Below are 19,180 nucleotides of genomic sequence, written 5' to 3'. Positions count from 1 at the left end.
CAGCGTACATAATCGTGGAGGGGAAATGCATGAAGAAAGAAAAGAGTTCACTTTGGGAATGGATTAAAGCAATTTTGATTGCTGTTGTATTAGCGGGTGTTATTAGACAGTTTTTCTTTGCGCCAATTCTCGTAGATGGAGTATCGATGGCGTCTACTTTACATGATCGCGATCGAATGATTGTCAATAAAATTGGTTATCACATAGGAGATCCGAAACGATTTGATATTATCGTATTCCGAGCGACGGAAGATAAAGATTATATTAAGCGCATTATCGGCCTGCCAGGCGATGAAATAGAGTATCGTAATGATAAACTATATGTTAACGGAAAGGCTTATGAGGAGCCGTATTTAGACAAGCAAAAAAAACAAATTGCTGACGGACCGCTTACATATGATTTTACTCTTGAAGAAATGACAGGGAAGAAAACTGTTCCAGAAGGTCAATTATTTGTTTTAGGCGATAATCGTCGTTTTAGTAAAGATAGCCGTTCGATTGGTACGATTTCAATGGACCGAGTGATTGGAAAAGCAAATATACTATATTGGCCGTTAAAAGATGCTCGTATTGTGAAATAAAAGAAAAAGAAGGTGGCAACATGGTAATTCAATGGTTCCCGGGACATATGGCAAAGGCTAGACGCCAAGTAACAGAAAAATTAAAGTTAATTGATGTTGTAATTGAGCTTGTAGATGCTCGATTACCTTTATCTTCTCGAAATCCAATGATCGATGAGATTATTACACATAAGCCAAGGCTTGTTGTTTTAAATAAAGCGGATATGGCAGATGATCGATTAACAAAGCAGTGGATCGCATATTTTAAAGAAAAAGGCCAAATGGCAATTTCAATTAACGCGCAAGCTGGACAAGGTATGAAGGAAATTGCAGCGGCTTGTAAAGTGTTGGTGAAAGAAAAATTTGATAAAATGGTTGCAAAAGGTATTAGACCGAGAGCGATTCGTGCATTAATTGTAGGTATACCGAATGTTGGTAAATCTACGTTAATTAATAAGTTAGCGAAGAAAAATATTGCTAAAACAGGAGATCGTCCTGGTGTGACAACAGCTCAACAGTGGATTAAAGTTGGGAAGGAAATGGAACTGTTAGATACACCTGGTATTTTATGGCCCAAATTTGAAGATCAATTAGTGGGTCTTCGATTAGCGACAACGGGCGCAATTAAAGATTCAATTTTAAATTTACAAGATGTTGCTGTTTACGCTTTACGTTTTATGGAGAAACATTACCCGGAACGTTTGAAAGAGCGATATAATTTAAATGAAATTCCAGAAGATATTGTGGAGTTATTCGATGCAATTGGAAAAAATAGAGGCTGTTTAATGGGCGGCGGAATGATTGATTATGATAAAACATCTGAGCTTGTACTTCGTGAGCTTCGTGGTGGAAAACTTGGAAAAATGACGTTTGAAACACCAGAAGAGTTTGCAGAGCAGACAGAAGATGCAGAAAAAGTAGAAGAAGTATAAGACGTGCGTTTGTACGTCTTTTCTTTTTTGTATATAAAGGGAGTGGCATGAATGCAAAAAGTGACTATTCAAGAAGCGGAACGTTTACTGCATGAAATAATGAGTGAGGAGGACGACCGCTTCCAAATATTAATGAAAGACGAGCGAAAAGGAATACAAAAGCTTATTTTGAAGTGGCATAAACAAAAAGAGTTAGCGCAGAAAGAAAAAGAAAAGTTTTTCGAAATGTCCAAGTACGAGATTGCATTACGTGAAAAAGGGCTCACACTTATCGCCGGTATAGATGAAGTAGGGCGTGGGCCGCTAGCTGGGCCTGTCGTGACGGCAGCTGTTGTCCTTCCGGAAAATTTTTATATTCCAGGGTTAAATGACTCGAAAAAGCTGAGTGAGGCGAAGCGAGAGCGTTTTTATGATGAAATTAAAGCACAAGCAATTGCAATTGGAGTTGGAATTGTATCACCACAAGTTATTGATGAGATAAATATTTATCAAGCGACGAAACAAGCGATGTTAGATGCTGTTGCGAATTTATCTTGTGCACCAGAACATTTATTAATTGATGCGATGAAACTTCCTACACCAATTCCGCAAACGTCCATTATTAAAGGGGATGCGAAAAGTATTTCTATTTCAGCTGCATCCATTATTGCGAAAGTAACGAGAGATCGTATGATGAAAGAGCTTGGAGAAAAGTATCCTGCATATGGATTTGAACAACATATGGGATATGGCACAAAACAACATTTAGAAGCGATTGAAGCGCATGGAGTATTAGAAGAACATCGGAAATCTTTTGCACCAATTAAAGATACGGTTCAAAAATAAGCTGCGAATATGCAGCTTATTTTTTTATTTTGGTATATGAACATTATTATTTTCAAAAAAGAATAAAGCGATTTCAGTTTTCTGACACTTTATTGTAGACAGCGTGCCAATCATCTTATACAATGGCAATGTAATGTTTTTTAAACATTAAAAAACTTTTCGAGTAAAACAGGAAAACAGGGGAGGATGGGACCATGAATATCCATGAGTACCAAGGTAAGGCAGTCCTTAAAAGCTATGGGGTTAGCGTTCCGAACGGGAAGGTTGCATTTACAGTAGAAGAAGCTGTAGAAGCAGCGAAAGAATTAGGAACGGATGTATGTGTAGTAAAAGCACAGATTCACGCTGGTGGACGCGGCAAAGCTGGCGGAGTAAAAGTTGCAAAAAATTTAGATGAAGTTCGTACATATGCAGAGAGCATTTTAGGAACTACACTTGTGACACATCAAACAGGTCCTGAAGGTAAGGAAGTAAAACGCTTACTTATCGAAGAAGGTTGCGATATTAAAAAAGAATATTATGTTGGTTTAGTTTTAGATCGTGCAACTTCTCAAGTTGTTTTAATGGCATCTGAAGAAGGTGGAACAGAAATTGAAGAGGTAGCAGAGCAAACACCTGAAAAGATCTTTAAAGAATATATTGATCCAGCAGTAGGCTTACAAGGCTTCCAAGCGCGCCGAATCGCGTTTAACATCAATATTCCAAAAGAGCTTGTAGGACAAGCTGTGAAGTTTATGATGGGCTTATACCGTGCGTTTATCGAAAAAGATTGCTCAATCGCGGAGATCAATCCACTTGTTACAACAGGTGACGGTAAAGTTATGGCATTAGATGCGAAATTAAACTTTGATTCTAATGCTTTATATCGCAATAAAGACATTTTAGAACTTCGTGATCTTGATGAAGAAGATTCAAAAGAAATTGAAGCTTCTAAATATGACTTAAACTACATTCCTTTAGATGGAAATATCGGTTGTATGGTTAATGGTGCAGGTTTAGCGATGGCTACAATGGATATCATTAAACATTACCATGGCGATCCAGCTAACTTCTTAGATGTTGGTGGCGGTGCAACAGCTGAAAAAGTTACAGAAGCATTCAAAATTATCCTTTCTGACAAAAATGTAAAAGGTATCTTCGTTAACATTTTTGGTGGCATTATGAAGTGTGATGTTATCGCAGAAGGTGTTATTGAAGCGACGAAACAAGTTGGTCTTGAATTGCCTTTAGTTGTGCGTCTTGAAGGTACAAACGTGGAGTTAGGTAAGAAAATTTTAAATGAGTCTGGCTTAAATATTGTTGCAGCAGAATCTATGGCAGACGGTGCACAAAAAATTGTTTCACTAGTGGGCTAATAGAAAGCGGGGGAGAAAAATGAGCGTATTAGTTAATAAAGATACAAAAGTTATTGTTCAAGGTATTACAGGTTCTCAAGGTTTATTCCACACAAAACAAATGATTGAATACGGTACGAAAATTGTCGGTGGTGTAACGCCAGGTAAAGGTGGCACTGATATTGAAGGTGTACCAGTATTTGATACTGTAGAAGATGCAGTGAAGGCAACAGGCGCAAATGCTTCGGTTGTATACGTTCCACCCGCTTTTGCGGCTGATGCAATTATGGAAGCAGTTGATGCAGAAATCGATTTAGTAGTATGTATTACTGAAGGAATTCCTGTATTAGATATGGTAAATGTAAAGAGATATATGGCGGGTAAACATACACGTTTACTTGGACCAAACTGTCCTGGTGTTATTACGCCTGATGAATGCAAAATTGGTATTATGCCAGGGTACATTCATAAAAAAGGCCATGTAGGTATCGTATCTCGCTCTGGTACATTAACGTATGAGGCTGTACATCAGTTAACACAAGAAGGTATTGGCCAATCTACTGCTGTAGGTATCGGTGGGGACCCAGTTAACGGTACGGACTTTATTGATGCGTTAAAAGCATTTAATGAAGATGAAGAAACGCATGCTGTAATTATGATTGGTGAAATCGGTGGTACAGCAGAAGAAGAGGCAGCTGAATGGGTGAAAGCTAATATGACAAAACCTGTTGTAGGCTTCATTGGTGGCCAAACAGCGCCTGCTGGCAAACGTATGGGCCATGCTGGTGCAATCATTTCTGGTGGTAAAGGAACTGCTGCAGAAAAGATTAAAACGATGGAAGCTTGTGGTATTAAAGTAGCGGAAACTCCAGCGGTTATGGGCGAAACGCTAATCTCTGTCTTAAAAGAAAAAGGTCTATTTGAGACTTGTAAAAACTACTAATCTGTTGAAAGACACCTTCTTGCTTGAAGGTGTCTTTTTACGCAATTTTTGTTTACATAATAAAAATTATGGGTAAGGAGAATTAAGATGAAAAGAGAACGATTATTACATCTTCATTATTTTTTAGCAGATCATTGGAAGGCGATGGAAAGACTACTATATGTCGATCCTGAATTGAAGGGAATATACACTTTTAATACAAAACAAATGGAATACTACACTGGAATATCCTCGAAAAATTCTTCAGAATTAGTAAATTTTCTTCAAAGTTCAAATCTCCCGCAATATATATCTTATTTAGAGAAAAATCGAATTTTTTATATGACTATATGGGATGAAGATTATCCACAATTATTACGTGAAATACAAGATCCCCCCTTTGTGTTATATGGAAAAGGAGAGAAGTATTTTCTCAATAAATCGAATAAATTGGCGGTTATTGGAACGAGAGAACCGACTTTATATGGACAGGAGAGTTTAAAATTTATTTTACACCCATTATTAGAAAGGGAATGGCTTATTGTCAGTGGGTTTGCAAGAGGGATAGATACAATGTCTCATGAAATTACAGTAAGACGGCATTGCCCGACTATTGCAATACTAGGACATGGATTATCGTATATGTATCCAAAAGAGAATAGATATTTATATGAAACGTGGAATGAATATATATTGTTATTAACAGAGTATCCGCCGCACTATGCACCGAAAAAATGGTATTTTCCAAAAAGGAACCGGATTATTAGTGGTATAAGTAAGGGTGTTTTAGTTGTAGAAGCGAAATCAAGAAGTGGAACACTTATTACTGCGGACCTTGCTTTAGAGCAAAATAGAGAGGTATTTGCACTTCCTGGACCTATATTTATAGATAGTGCATCAGGAACGAATCATCTCATTCAACAAGGAGCAAAACTAGTAAGAAATGCAGAAGATATCTTGGAAGAAGTTTTAAATTAACCTTATATTTTTATGTTTTTATTAAACAATTATTGACAAATGGTAGATAGGCACTGTATGGTATATTCATTCTTGATTGACAAAAACAAGAGAAATCAATAAGATTGATGAAGACTTGAATCCACCTCTTAAGGAGGCACTAGCATGTCAGATTACCTCGTAATCGTGGAGTCGCCTTCTAAGGCGAAGACCATTGAGAAATATTTAGGGAAAAAATACAAAGTTGTCGCGTCTATGGGACACGTTCGCGATTTACCTAAAAGCCAAATGGGGATAGAAGTAAAGAACAACTTCACCCCGAAGTATATTACCATTCGTGGTAAAGGTCCCGTCTTAAAAGATTTAAAATCAGCGGCCAAAAAAGCAAAGAAAGTCTATCTCGCGGCCGATCCAGACCGCGAAGGGGAAGCGATTGCTTGGCATTTAGCCAATACGTTAAATGTGGACGTTGAATCAGATTGCCGAGTTGTGTTTAATGAGATTACAAAAGATGCAATAAAAGAATCATTTAAACATCCTCGTGCGATTAATATGGATTTAGTAGATGCACAGCAAGCAAGGCGTATACTAGATCGTCTTGTTGGTTACAATATTAGTCCTTTATTATGGAAGAAAGTAAAAAAAGGATTAAGTGCGGGACGCGTACAATCTGTAGCAGTTCGTTTAATTATCGAACGTGAAAAAGAAATTCAAATCTTTGAGCCTGAAGAATTCTGGACAATTAAAACAGAATTTGTGAAAGGGAAAGACACATTTGAAGCAAGTTTTTACGGTGTAGATGGTGAAAAAGTTCAATTAACGAATGAAACGCAAGTGAATGAAATAATTGAACAGATGAAAGATAATGCGTTTTCAGTTGAAAATGTAACGCGAAAAGAGCGAAAACGTAATCCTGCATTACCGTTTACAACATCTTCCTTGCAACAAGAGGCAGCTCGTAAGTTAAACATGCGAGCAAAGAAAACAATGATGCTCGCGCAGCAATTGTATGAAGGGATAGATCTTGGAAAGCAAGGGACTGTAGGTCTTATTACGTATATGAGAACTGACTCAACACGTATCTCAGAAACAGCTCAAACAGAGGCGCGTACTTACATTACTGAGGCGTTTGGTGCGGAATACATAGGGACAGAAAAGAAGAAAGAAACGAAAAAGTCGAACGCGCAAGATGCGCATGAGGCAATTCGTCCTACTTCGGTAATGAGAAGGCCAGAGGAACTAAAGAGTTTCTTAAGTCGGGATCAACTTCGGTTGTATAAACTGATTTGGGAGCGATTTGTTGCAAGTCAAATGGCGTCTGCTATAATGGATACTGTGACAGCTAGACTCATTAATAACAATGTTCAGTTCCGTGCAAGTGGATCGGTTGTAAAGTTTCCAGGATTTATGAAAGTGTATGTAGAGTCGAAAGATGACGGGGCTGAAGAAAAGGATAAAATGTTGCCACCTTTAGAAGTAGGGGAAACGGTATTTTCGAAGGATTTAGAACCGAAGCAACACTTTACACAACCTCCGCCGCGCTATACAGAGGCTCGTCTAGTAAGAACACTTGAAGAGCTTGGAATTGGAAGACCGTCGACTTACGTACCAACACTTGAAACGATTCAAAAACGTGGATACGTAGGTTTGGATAATAAACGCTTCGTTCCAACTGAACTTGGTGAAATAGTAATTGAACTTATTTTAGAGTTTTTCCCAGAAATTATTAACATTGAATTTACTGCTAACATGGAGCAAAGTCTTGATGAAGTAGAAGAAGGAAATGCGAATTGGGTAAAAATTGTTGATGATTTCTACGTAGGCTTTGAACCGCGTTTAGAAAAAGCGGAAAAAGAAATGCGTGAAGTGGAAATTAAAGATGAACCAGCTGGGGAAGACTGTGAATTGTGTGATCACCCAATGGTCTTTAAAATGGGTAAATACGGGAAATTTATGGCTTGTTCGAATTTCCCAGATTGTCGTAATACAAAACCGATTGTGAAAGAAATCGGTGTTACTTGTCCGAAGTGTGATAAAGGTCAAATTATTGAACGCCGTAGTAATAAAAAGAAACGTCTTTTCTATGGATGCGGTACGTATCCAGAGTGTGACTTTGTATCTTGGGATAAACCAATTGGTCGTAAATGTCCGAAGTGCGAAGGAATGCTTGTAGAGAAGAAGTTGAAAAAAGGCGTGCAAGTACAATGTATTTCGTGTGATTATGAAGAAGAACAACAAATGTGAGCGTAACTGCTCACATTTTTTTCGGGAAGAAAAGGAAAGGTGATAAATATGACAACACAAGTAGTAAACGTCATTGGCGCAGGTCTTGCAGGAAGTGAAGCAGCTTACCAAATTGCAAAACGTGGTGTCCAAGTAAAATTATATGAAATGAGACCAGTAAGGCAAACGCCAGCTCATCACACAGATAAATTTGCAGAGTTAGTATGCAGTAACTCGCTTCGCGCAAACACATTAACAAACGCTGTTGGTGTTATTAAAGAAGAAATGCGTTTAATGGACTCTGTTATTATTCGTGCAGCTGATGAGTGCTCTGTACCAGCAGGAGGGGCTTTAGCTGTAGATCGTCATGAATTTGCGGCAAAGGTAACGGAGTATGTGAAAAACCATCCGAACGTAACTGTGATGAATGAAGAAATTACTGAAATTCCAGAAGGACCTACTGTTATCGCGACAGGTCCACTTACGTCTCCTGATCTTGCTGCACAATTAAAAGAATTAACAGGTGAAGATTATTTTTATTTCTATGATGCTGCAGCACCGATTGTTGAAAAAGACAGCATTGATATGAATAAAGTATATTTAAAGTCTCGTTACGATAAAGGTGAAGCTGCATATTTAAACTGCCCAATGACGGAAGAGGAATTTGACCGTTTTTACGAGGCTTTAATTGCTGCTGAAACAGTACCTTTAAAAGAATTTGAAAAAGAAATTTTCTTTGAAGGTTGTATGCCGGTAGAAGTTATGGCAAGTAGAGGAAGACAGACGCTAGTATTTGGACCGATGAAACCTGTTGGATTAGAAGATCCGAAAACAGGGAAAACACCATATGCTGTTGTTCAGTTACGTCAAGATGATGCAGCAGGAACGTTATACAATATCGTAGGTTTCCAAACACATTTAAAGTGGGGACCACAAAAAGAAGTGTTACAGTTGATTCCAGGACTGGAAAACGCAGAGATTGTACGTTATGGTGTAATGCATCGTAATACGTTTATTAATTCACCTAACTTGCTTCGTCCAACATATCAATATAAACAACGTGATGATTTATTCTTCGCTGGTCAAATGACTGGAGTAGAGGGATATGTTGAATCAGCGGCGTCAGGATTACTAGCGGGTATTAATGCTGCTCGACTTGTGAAAGGTGAAGAACCAGTTGTATTACCGCCTGTAACTGCAATGGGAAGTATGGCGAATTATATTACTGCGACAAACGCGAAAAACTTCCAGCCAATGAATGCAAACTTCGGTTTGTTTGCACCGTTAGAGAAGAAAATTAAGAGGAAAGCAGAACGAAATGAAGCATATGCAACACGCGCTTTAGAAACGATTCGAAATTTTGTAAATATTTAGTTAAATTTCTTGCAAAGGCTACTAAGTTGTGATACGATTTAGTAGCCTTTATTGAGGTGAATTGTGTGAATGTGAAGAAATTGTTACAATTATTCGTTGGATATTTACAAATTGAAAGAAATTATTCAAAATATACAATTGCAAGTTATCAAAATGATTTAGAACATTTTGTGCAATTTATGGAGCGAGAAGGCATATCCTCTTTTTTAGATGTTACATACGCGGATGTTCGTTTGTACTTAACGACGTTGCACGATGAAAAGTTAGCCCGTAAATCTGTCGCAAGAAAAGTATCAAGCTTACGAAGTTTATATCGTTTTTTGATGCGTGAAGGTTATCGGAAAGATAATCCGTTTGCACTTGCGTCACTCCCCAAAAAAGAATTGTCAATCCCAAAGTTTTTATATGCTGAAGAATTAGAGGAATTATTTGAAGTTGCTGATACGGAAACGCCGCTAGGTCAAAGGAATCAAGCTTTATTAGAGTTGATGTATGCGACTGGAATCCGTGTGAGTGAATGTGTCAATTTACAACTTACCGATATTGACTTCGCGGTGGGAACAATTTTAGTAATGGGAAAAGGAAAAAAACAAAGGTATATTCCGTTCGGAAGCTATGCGCAAGATGCTTTAATTACTTATATTGAGAACGGGAGAAAACAGTTAGCTCACAAAACTGAAGAGCACTCTCATATGGTATTTTTAAATGCGAAAGGCACGCCGCTAACAAGTCGAGGGGTACGTTATGTATTAAACGAACTCATTAAGAAGGCTTCACTGACAATGCGGATAAGTCCCCATATGTTAAGGCATACATTTGCTACACACATGTTAGATGAAGGGGCAGATTTACGTACTGTACAGGAGCTACTTGGTCATGAGAATTTGTCGACGACACAAATTTATACGCATGTCTCTAAAGAAAGATTGCGTTCAGTCTACATGAAGCATCACCCGCGGGCATAAATTGCTTTTAAAGCTATAAAAACATATAAAGGAGTTTTTTTCTATGGGAAATTTCCACGCTACAACGATATTTGCAGTTCATCATAATGGAGAATGTGCAATGGCTGGAGATGGTCAGGTGACAATGGGAAATGCAGTTGTAATGAAACATACAGCTCGTAAAGTCCGTAAACTTTTCCAAGGGAAAGTTTTAGCTGGCTTTGCAGGTTCCGTTGCTGACGCATTTACTCTTTTTGAAATGTTTGAAGGGAAATTAGAAGAGTACAATGGGAACTTGCAGCGTGCTGCAGTTGAGATGGCAAAACAATGGCGTGGCGACAAAATGTTACGTCAGCTAGAAGCGATGCTCATTGTCATGGATAAAACAACTATGCTTCTTGTTTCAGGTACAGGAGAAGTGATTGAACCGGATGATGGTATTTTAGCGATTGGATCTGGTGGGAATTATGCGCTTTCTGCAGGTCGTGCTTTAAAGCAATATGCAAGTGAACATTTAACAGCGAAGCAAATTGCGAAAGCGAGTTTAGACATTGCTGGCGATATTTGTGTTTATACAAACCACAATATAATTGTGGAAGAATTGTAGAATCGTAAGGGAGGCATTTTATATGCATTTACATTTTACTCCGCGTCAAATTGTGGAAAAATTAGATCAATACATTATCGGTCAAAAAGATGCGAAGAAAGCGGTTGCTGTAGCTTTAAGAAATCGATATCGTCGAAGTAAATTAGCTGAAAATCTACGTGATGAAATTGCGCCTAAAAATATTTTAATGATTGGACCGACAGGTGTTGGTAAAACAGAGGTAGCACGACGAATGGCGAAACTCGTTGGAGCACCTTTTATTAAGGTTGAAGCTACCAAATTTACAGAAGTTGGATATGTAGGTAGAGATGTAGAATCGATGGTACGTGACCTTGTGGAAACGTCAGTTCGTATCGTGAAAGAAGAAATGGTAATTAAAGTACAAGACAAAGCAGAAGAACAAGCGAACCAACGTCTTGTTGAAATTTTAGTGCCGAGTCCGGAGAAACAATCTGGATTTAAAAACCCATTAGAAATGCTATTTGGCGGTGCTCAAAATTCGAATCAAACATCTGATGCACAGGAAGATGTTGAAATCGAAAAGAAACGTCAAGATGTGGAAAGAAAGCTTGCTGCAGGACTTCTTGAAGATGAAATTGTATCGATTGAAGTGACTGAGCAACAGTCTTCCATGTTCGATATGTTACAAGGAACAGGCATGGAACAAATGGGAATGAATTTCCAAGATGCATTAGGAAGTTTTATGCCGAAAAAAACAAAAAAACGTAAACTTTCTGTGAAAGAAGCAAGAAAACTCTTGACAAATGAGGAAGCACAGCGCTTAATTGATATGGATGAAGTTACACAAGAGGCTGTTTATCGTGCTGAACAGCTCGGGATTATTTTTATCGATGAAATTGACAAAATTGCTGGTAAGCAGTCGAATAGCGTAGATGTATCACGTGAAGGTGTGCAACGTGACATTTTACCAATTGTAGAAGGATCGAATGTTGCGACAAAATACGGATCAGTAAAAACGGATTATATTTTATTCGTTGCAGCTGGAGCGTTTCATATGTCTAAACCGTCGGATTTAATTCCGGAACTGCAAGGGAGATTTCCGATTCGAGTAGAATTAACAAAATTATCGACAGATGATTTTGTTAAAATATTAATCGAGCCTGACAATGCGTTAATTAAACAATATATGGCTTTATTAGCGACTGAAGGTATAGAAATTGAATTTTCAGACGAAGCTATTCGTAAGATTGCTGAGATTGCTTATCAAGTTAATCAGGATACAGATAATATTGGAGCAAGAAGACTTCATACGATTATGGAGAAACTCCTTGAAGATTTATCGTTTGAAGCATCTGAAATTACGTTAGAGAAAATAACGATAACACCTCAATACGTTGAGGAGAAATTAGCAACGATTGCTAAAAATAAAGATGTGAGCCAGTTTATTTTGTAATAGTGTCATCAGGTGACTCGCCCTAGTTTCCAAGTGATGAAAAAATATGTAAGTAACATGTAGGAGGAACTTTTGAAATGGAATTATTAGCAAAAACAAGAAAATTAAATGCGTTATTACAGAGCGCAGCAGGAAAGCCTGTAAACTTTAGAGAAATGTCTGACACAATGTGTGAAGTAATCGAAGCGAATGTATTCGTAGTAAGCCGTCGTGGTAAATTACTAGGTTATGCAATTCACCAACAAATTGAGAATGAGCGTATGAAACAAATGCTTGCAGAGCGTCAATTCCCGGAAGAATACACGCAAAGCTTATTCAACATTACAGAAACATCTTCAAACTTAGATGTAAACAGTGCTTACACAGCATTCCCAGTAGAAAATAGAGAATTATTTGGTCAAGGCTTAACTACAATCGTACCAATCGTTGGTGGCGGTGAGCGTCTAGGCACATTAGTGTTAGCTCGTCTTGGTCAAGAGTTTTTAGACGATGATTTAATTCTTGCTGAATACAGTTCAACTGTAGTAGGTATGGAAATCTTACGTGAAAAAGCAGAAGAAATCGAAGAGGAAGCACGTAGTAAAGCTGTTGTTCAAATGGCGATTAGCTCATTATCTTACAGTGAGTTAGAAGCAATCGAGCATATCTTCGAAGAATTAAATGGAACAGAAGGTTTACTTGTTGCAAGTAAAATTGCTGATCGCGTAGGAATTACTCGTTCTGTAATCGTAAATGCACTTCGTAAATTAGAGAGTGCTGGTGTTATTGAGTCTCGCTCTTTAGGTATGAAAGGAACATACATTAAAGTGCTAAACGACAAGTTTCTACAGGAACTTGCTAAATTAAAAACAAACTAATTTATAAAACTCTCCTCATTTTTTGAGGAGAGTTTTTTTGTGTATAAAAGATTGATGTTGTTTGTAAATAGCGTCATAATCGTGTTTTTCGGAAAAGCTATGAATTGAATTTTATTTTTTTGCTTAAAGGAAATACAGGTTGGTAATACTAGAATTCGAGTGTGAACAAAGAAAGTTTTACATTGTTCGCATTTTCGACTTGATTGTAATATTTCAGTATGATATAGTAAGCAGTGGTGTCAGTACAAAGTACACACGTTTACTGATTTAAGTGTTGGTGCTACGTTTGTAGTTTCGCTTAGAGATGAAGTAAACGGAGGATATCAAAAACCATTTAGGAGGAACTATATTATGTCAGTAATTTCTATGAAGCAATTGCTTGAAGCTGGTGTTCATTTCGGACATCAAACTCGTCGTTGGAACCCAAAAATGAAGCGTTACATTTTCACAGAGCGTAACGGTATCTACATCATCGACTTACAAAAAACTGTGAAAAAAGTTGAGGAAGCTTACAGAACGATGCGTGACATCGCTGCTGAAGGCGGAGACATCTTATTCGTAGGTACTAAAAAACAAGCACAAGAAGCTATTAAAGAAGAAGCAACTCGTGCTGGTATGTACTTCGTTAACCAACGTTGGTTAGGTGGAACTTTAACAAACTTCCAAACAATCCAAAAGCGTATCAAGCGCCTTAAAGACATCGAAAAAATGCAAGAAGATGGTACTTTCGAAGTACTTCCTAAGAAAGAAGTTGTTCAACTTAAAAAAGAGTTAGAGCGTCTTGAGAAATTCTTAGGCGGTATTAAAGATATGAAAGGTCTTCCAAGTGCATTATTCGTAGTAGACCCTCGTAAAGAGCGTATTGCAGTTGCTGAAGCGCGCAAATTACACATTCCAATCATCGGTATCGTTGATACAAACTGTGATCCAGACGAAATCGATCACGTTATCCCAGCAAACGATGATGCAATTCGTGCTGTAAAACTTCTTACATCTAAAATGGCAGACGCGATCCTTGAAGCAAAACAAGGTGAAGAAACTGTTACTGCGTAACAAATTTGGAAAGGTGATAAGGGGTTCGGCCTTTTATCACCTTTTTTAAGGTATAAACACCTTTATAAAAGGTATAAATACATATTTTAGGAGGATGAAAAATATGGCAATCACTGCACAAATGGTAAAAGAACTTCGTGAAAAAACAGGCGCAGGTATGATGGACTGCAAAAAAGCTTTAACTGAGACTAATGGCGACATGGAGAAAGCAATTGACTTCTTACGTGAAAAAGGTATTGCAAAAGCTGCTAAAAAAGCAGACCGCATCGCTGCTGAAGGTTTAACTTTCATCGAAACAAACGGTAACGAAGGTTTAATCTTAGAATTAAACTCTGAAACTGATTTCGTTGCGAAAAACGAAGGTTTCCAAGCGTTAATTAAAGAATTAGCTGCACACTTATTAACTAACAAACCAGCTAACGTTGAAGAAGCTATGGCTCAAACAATCGAAGGCGGCAAAACAGTAGAAGAGCACATCAACGAAGCAATTGCTAAAATTGGTGAAAAACTTACACTTCGTCGTTTCGAAATCGTATCAAAAACTGATGCTGATGCATTCGGCGCTTACCTACACATGGGTGGACGTATTGGTGTATTAACAGTTCTTGAAGGTTCTACTGACGAAGCTGCTGCTAAAGATGTAGCAATGCACATCGCAGCAGTTAACCCTAAATACATCGACCGCGATGCTGTAACAGCTGAAGAAGTTGAGCATGAGCGTCAAGTATTAACACAACAAGCTTTAAACGAAGGCAAGCCTGAAAAAATCGTTGCAAAAATGGTTGAAGGCCGTCTAGGTAAATTCTTCGAAGAAATTTGCTTACTTGACCAAGCATTCGTTAAAAACCCTGATATGAAAGTTCGTCAATTCGTTGAGTCTAAAGGCGGAACATTAAAAGGATTCGTTCGCTACGCTGTTGGTGAAGGTATCGAAAAACGCGAAGACAACTTTGCTGAAGAAGTAATGAACCAAGTAAAAGGTAGTAACTAATACAGATTAGGGAACACATTGTGTTCCCTTTTTTAAAATAAAGATGTAAGCAATTGGAGGTTCATTATGAGTAAACCGAAATATAATCGTGTCGTATTAAAGCTAAGCGGAGAAGCGTTAGCTGGCGAACAAGGATTTGGAATTAACCCATCTGTTATTAAATCAGTTGCGGAACAAGTGAAAGAAATTGCAGAACTTGATGTAGAAGTTGCTGTTGTTGTTGGTGGCGGAAACATTTGGCGTGGAAAAATCGGAAGTGAAATGGGAATGGATCGTGCTGGAGCGGATTACATGGGTATGTTAGCAACAGTTATGAACTCATTAGCTCTTCAAGATAGCTTGGAGAACATTGGAATTCAAACTCGTGTTCAAACTTCAATCGAAATGCGTCAAGTAGCAGAGCCTTACATTCGTCGTAAAGCAGTTCGTCATCTAGAGAAAAAACGTGTTGTGATCTTTGCAGCAGGTACAGGTAACCCATATTTCTCTACAGATACAACAGCAGCACTACGTGCAGCGGAAATCGAAGCAGACGTTATCTTAATGGCGAAAAACAATGTAGATGGCGTATATAATGCAGATCCATCTCTTGACCCAACAGCTACGAAATACGAAACACTTACTTACTTAGATGTATTAAAAGAAGGTTTAGGTGTAATGGATTCAACAGCTTCTTCTTTATGTATGGACAATGATATTCCATTAATTGTATTCTCAGTTATGGAAAAAGGTAACATTAAACGTGCCGTTTTAGGCGAAAATATCGGAACAGTTGTAAGGGGGAAATAAATATGGGACAACAAGTATTGAAGTCTTCAAATGAAAAAATGGAAAAAGCAGTTGCAGCTTACTCTCGTGAATTGGCAACAGTTCGCGCAGGTCGTGCAAGCTCGTCTGTATTAGATAAGGTACAAGTTGATTACTATGGTGCACCAACACCTGTTGTGCAATTAGCGAACATTACAGTTCCAGAAGCACGTTTACTTGTAATTCAACCTTATGATAAAACTTCTATCGGTGATATTGAAAAAGCAATCTTAAAAGCAGATTTAGGCTTAAATCCTTCTAATGATGGAACTGTAATTCGTATTGCATTCCCTGCATTAACAGAAGAGCGTCGTCGCGATCTTGTAAAAGTTGTGAAAAAATATGCTGAAGAAGCAAAAGTTGCTGTTCGTAACGTACGTCGTGACAGTAACGATGATCTTAAGAAGCTTGAAAAAGCTGGCGATATTACAGAAGATGATTTAAGAGGATATACTGAAGATATCCAAAAAGAAACAGATAAATATATTGCAAAAGTTGACGAAATCGCAAAAAACAAAGAAAAAGAAATCATGGAAGTGTAATAGCGATACCTTCGCAAATATGACCCTCTTCTTAAGGGGGTCTTTTTACACTTTTAGGCATACGTCTGCTTGCTGGAGGGTATGAATGATGTTTAAAAACTTTCCTTTTTTTAAAAGTAAAAAGGTCGCATCGTTTGATCATCTCGTTGAAAAAGTGAAAAAAGGATACATCCCAGAACATATTGCCATCATTATGGATGGTAATGGAAGATGGGCAAAGAGGAGAGCGATGCCTCGTATTGCGGGACATCATGAAGGCATGCAAGTTGTAAAGAAAATCACAAAATTTGCAAGCAAACTTAATGTAAAAGTGTTAACTCTTTATGCTTTTTCAACTGAGAACTGGAAAAGACCGAAAAAGGAAGTTGACTATTTAATGAGGCTTCCAGAAGAATTTCTAGGTACATTTTTACCAGAATTGATTGAAGAGAACGTACAAGTCCGAGTGATAGGACAACAAGATCGTCTTCCTACGCATACACGCAGAGCGATGGAAAAGGCCATGGAAGATACGAAAGAGAATACGGGATTAATTCTTAATTTCGCGTTAAACTATGGAAGTCGAGATGAGATCGTTTCTGCTGTGCAACATATGGTGAAAGATAGTGAGGAAGGAAAAATTCGTGTTGAAGATGTAAGTGAAGAAATGCTTTCTTCCTACTTAATGACGAGTTCTTTACCTGATCCAGAGTTGTTAATCCGTACGAGCGGAGAGCTACGTATTAGTAATTTCATGTTATGGCAAATTGCATATTCGGAGTTTTGGTTTACAGATGTGTATTGGCCAGATTTTACCGAGGAACATTTGCTAAATGCGATTACAGACTTTCAACATAGAGGGCGCAGATTCGGAGGCGTGTAGAAAGAGAGGGTTTGGTAGTGAAACAGAGAATTATTACTGGAGTGGTTGCTGCCGCGCTATTCATTCCCATCGTAATTTACGGTGGCGTGCCTTTTACGGTTTTAGTGTATGCACTTGCTTCTATAGGTTTATATGAATTAATTCGTATGAATAAGCTTACGCTTATTTCAGTACCAACAGTTTTAGCTGCAGTATTATTATGGGTTATTTTAATTCCAAGTAGTGCATCAGAACTGTTTACTTGGATTGGATTAGGTAAATTAGAAATCACATTTGTGATTGTTTTATTACTTTTATCATATACAGTCCTTTCTAAGAATACATTTACTTTTGACCATGCTTCCTTTTTACTAATGGCAACAACATATGTTGCAATGGGATTCTTATATTTGAATGAAACGAGAATTTTAGGAATTAAATATGTGTTTTGCGCATTATTTGTTATATGGGCTACCGATTCAGGCGCATATTTCGTAGGGAAAGCATTAGGAAAAAGAAAATTATGGCCAGAAATTAGTCCGAATAAAACGATTGAAGGTTCATTAGGCGGCATCGTTTGTGGGATTGTTGTGGCACTTGTTTACAATATGTTCTTCCCAGTTGAGGCTAATGTAGGGATTTTAATTGTGTTGACAATTATCATTTCTATTTTTGGACAAATTGGTGATTTAGTACAATCTGCATTTAAACGTCATTATGGCGTAAAAGATTCAGGTACAATTTTACCTGGACATGGTGGTATATTAGATCGAACAGATAGTTGGTTATTCGTTTTACCAATTCTCTACTTCTTATTACAATACAATTAATAAATGAACGAGGGGTTGGAGTCATGAAAAACATTAGTTTATTAGGTGCAAGCGGATCAATTGGTACACAAACTTTAGATGTATTACGCTCGCACCCAGACCAATTCCGTCTCGTTGCTTTTTCTGTAGGGAAAAATATTGACTACGCAGTAAAGGTAATTCAAGAATTTTCTCCGCAAATTGTCTCTGTGCAAAGAGAGGAAGATGTTTTAAAATTACAAGCTGTCTCTGGTAATACAAAAATTGTATATGGTAGTGAAGGGCTTTTAGAAGTAGCATTACATCCAGATGCAGAGATTGTAGTAAATGCTGTTGTAGGTAGCGTAGGGTTGTTACCAACACTTCGTGCAATTGAGGCGAAAAAAACAATCGGAATTGCAAACAAAGAAACGTTAGTAACCGCAGGGCATCTTGTAATGGAAGCAGCACGAAAACATAATGTTTCGTTACTTCCAGTAGACAGTGAACATTCAGCTATTTTTCAATGCTTGAATGGTGAAAATGAAAAAAGAATTTCTCGACTGATTATTACAGCTTCTGGAGGAAGTTTCCGTGATAAAACGAGAGATGAATTGCATCATGTGACGGTAGAAGATGCGCTTCGACATCCAAACTGGTCAATGGGTTCGAAAATTACAATTGATTCTGCTACAATGATGAATAAGGGGCTAGAAGTAATTGAAGCACATTGGCTTTTTGGTATCCCTTATGAGCAAATCGATGTTGTTTTACATAAAGAAAGTATTATTCATTCTATGGTTGAATTTGAAGATCGTAGTGTGATGGCACAGCTTGGCTCACCTGATATGCGAGTACCAATTCAATACGCACTTACATATCCTGATCGATTACCTCTTTCAGACACAAAGCAGTTAAATTTATGGGAAATGGGAACATTGCATTTTGAGGAAATGAACCAAGAACGTTTCCGTTGTTTGCGTTTTGCGTATGAAGCTGGAAAAACAGGTGGAAGTATGCCAGCTGTAATGAATGCAGCGAATGAAGTAGCTGTTGAAGCTTTTTTACAAAAGAGAATTGGTTTCTTAACAGTGGAAGACCTCATTGAAAAAGCAATGAACCATCACAATGTCATTGCACGTCCGAGCTTAGAGGAAATTCTGGAAATTGATGCAACCACAAGACGGTTTGTGATGGAACAAATTTAGC

General features: G+C 37.8%; 19 protein-coding genes. All 19 read left to right on the top strand.

Annotated features, from left to right (window positions below):
- Positions 1–29: 29 nt before the first annotated feature.
- On the top strand, positions 30–581 hold the full coding sequence (lepB, locus tag QCI41_RS09530; protein ID WP_000711858.1) for a signal peptidase I: 552 nt from the start codon (positions 30–32) through the stop codon (positions 579–581).
- A gap of 20 nt (positions 582–601) precedes the next feature.
- On the top strand, positions 602–1,492 hold the full coding sequence (gene ylqF / locus QCI41_RS09525; protein ID WP_000236709.1) for a ribosome biogenesis GTPase YlqF: 891 nt from the start codon (positions 602–604) through the stop codon (positions 1,490–1,492).
- Between the two features lie 51 nt (positions 1,493–1,543).
- Complete coding sequence (locus tag QCI41_RS09520; RefSeq protein ID WP_353837565.1) at positions 1,544–2,317, top strand: ribonuclease HII; 774 nt, start codon at positions 1,544–1,546, stop codon at positions 2,315–2,317.
- Positions 2,318–2,511: 194 nt separating this feature from the next.
- Positions 2,512–3,672: an ADP-forming succinate--CoA ligase subunit beta gene (gene sucC / locus QCI41_RS09515; RefSeq protein WP_001020778.1), complete on the top strand. Its 1,161-nt coding sequence runs from the start codon at positions 2,512–2,514 to the stop codon at positions 3,670–3,672.
- A gap of 19 nt (positions 3,673–3,691) precedes the next feature.
- Positions 3,692–4,594 carry a succinate--CoA ligase subunit alpha gene (gene sucD, locus QCI41_RS09510; RefSeq protein WP_000115178.1) on the top strand — a complete coding sequence of 301 codons (903 nt, stop codon included), beginning with the start codon at positions 3,692–3,694 and terminating at the stop codon, positions 4,592–4,594.
- A gap of 87 nt (positions 4,595–4,681) precedes the next feature.
- The gene (gene dprA / locus QCI41_RS09505) at positions 4,682–5,551 is read left to right on the top strand and encodes a DNA-processing protein DprA (protein ID WP_353837566.1); all 870 of its coding nucleotides are present in this window, start codon (positions 4,682–4,684) and stop codon (positions 5,549–5,551) included.
- Positions 5,552–5,695: 144 nt separating this feature from the next.
- Complete coding sequence (gene topA, locus QCI41_RS09500; protein ID WP_001286953.1) at positions 5,696–7,774, top strand: type I DNA topoisomerase; 2,079 nt, start codon at positions 5,696–5,698, stop codon at positions 7,772–7,774.
- A 48-nt stretch (positions 7,775–7,822) separates the two neighbouring features.
- Positions 7,823–9,127, top strand: coding sequence for an FADH(2)-oxidizing methylenetetrahydrofolate--tRNA-(uracil(54)-C(5))-methyltransferase TrmFO (gene trmFO, locus QCI41_RS09495; protein ID WP_137035215.1), 1,305 nt, complete (start codon positions 7,823–7,825; stop codon positions 9,125–9,127).
- A 65-nt stretch (positions 9,128–9,192) separates the two neighbouring features.
- A complete protein-coding gene (gene xerC, locus QCI41_RS09490; RefSeq protein WP_001101235.1) occupies positions 9,193–10,092 on the top strand; it encodes a tyrosine recombinase XerC in 900 nt (299 codons plus the stop codon).
- A 43-nt stretch (positions 10,093–10,135) separates the two neighbouring features.
- Positions 10,136–10,678: an ATP-dependent protease proteolytic subunit HslV gene (hslV, locus tag QCI41_RS09485; protein WP_000526271.1), complete on the top strand. Its 543-nt coding sequence runs from the start codon at positions 10,136–10,138 to the stop codon at positions 10,676–10,678.
- A 22-nt stretch (positions 10,679–10,700) separates the two neighbouring features.
- On the top strand, positions 10,701–12,092 hold the full coding sequence (hslU, locus tag QCI41_RS09480; RefSeq protein ID WP_000550070.1) for an ATP-dependent protease ATPase subunit HslU: 1,392 nt from the start codon (positions 10,701–10,703) through the stop codon (positions 12,090–12,092).
- A 77-nt stretch (positions 12,093–12,169) separates the two neighbouring features.
- Positions 12,170–12,949, top strand: coding sequence for a GTP-sensing pleiotropic transcriptional regulator CodY (gene codY / locus QCI41_RS09475; RefSeq protein ID WP_000421290.1), 780 nt, complete (start codon positions 12,170–12,172; stop codon positions 12,947–12,949).
- Positions 12,950–13,300: 351 nt separating this feature from the next.
- Positions 13,301–14,002, top strand: a complete 702-nt coding sequence (gene rpsB, locus QCI41_RS09470) for a 30S ribosomal protein S2 (RefSeq protein ID WP_000111484.1) — start codon at positions 13,301–13,303, stop codon at positions 14,000–14,002.
- A 103-nt stretch (positions 14,003–14,105) separates the two neighbouring features.
- Entirely contained in the window at positions 14,106–14,993 is an 888-nt protein-coding gene (gene tsf / locus QCI41_RS09465; protein ID WP_088081438.1) for a translation elongation factor Ts, read from the top strand.
- Between the two features lie 66 nt (positions 14,994–15,059).
- The gene (pyrH, locus tag QCI41_RS09460; RefSeq protein WP_000042667.1) at positions 15,060–15,782 is read left to right on the top strand and encodes a UMP kinase; all 723 of its coding nucleotides are present in this window, start codon (positions 15,060–15,062) and stop codon (positions 15,780–15,782) included.
- A 2-nt stretch (positions 15,783–15,784) separates the two neighbouring features.
- Entirely contained in the window at positions 15,785–16,342 is a 558-nt protein-coding gene (gene frr / locus QCI41_RS09455) for a ribosome recycling factor (RefSeq protein ID WP_000531506.1), read from the top strand.
- An 85-nt stretch (positions 16,343–16,427) separates the two neighbouring features.
- The gene (gene uppS, locus QCI41_RS09450; protein WP_000971311.1) at positions 16,428–17,204 is read left to right on the top strand and encodes an undecaprenyl pyrophosphate synthase; all 777 of its coding nucleotides are present in this window, start codon (positions 16,428–16,430) and stop codon (positions 17,202–17,204) included.
- Between the two features lie 17 nt (positions 17,205–17,221).
- A complete protein-coding gene (gene cdsA, locus QCI41_RS09445) occupies positions 17,222–18,013 on the top strand; it encodes a phosphatidate cytidylyltransferase (protein ID WP_000813596.1) in 792 nt (263 codons plus the stop codon).
- 23 nt (positions 18,014–18,036) lie between these two features.
- Positions 18,037–19,179: a 1-deoxy-D-xylulose-5-phosphate reductoisomerase gene (gene dxr / locus QCI41_RS09440; protein WP_071726861.1), complete on the top strand. Its 1,143-nt coding sequence runs from the start codon at positions 18,037–18,039 to the stop codon at positions 19,177–19,179.
- Position 19,180: the final 1 nt, after the last annotated feature.

It is taken from the genome of Bacillus cereus group sp. MG4, from assembly GCF_040460055.1.
Taxonomy (GTDB): domain Bacteria; phylum Bacillota; class Bacilli; order Bacillales; family Bacillaceae_G; genus Bacillus_A; species Bacillus_A wiedmannii.
This window is presented reverse-complemented; position numbering and strand designations above follow the sequence as displayed.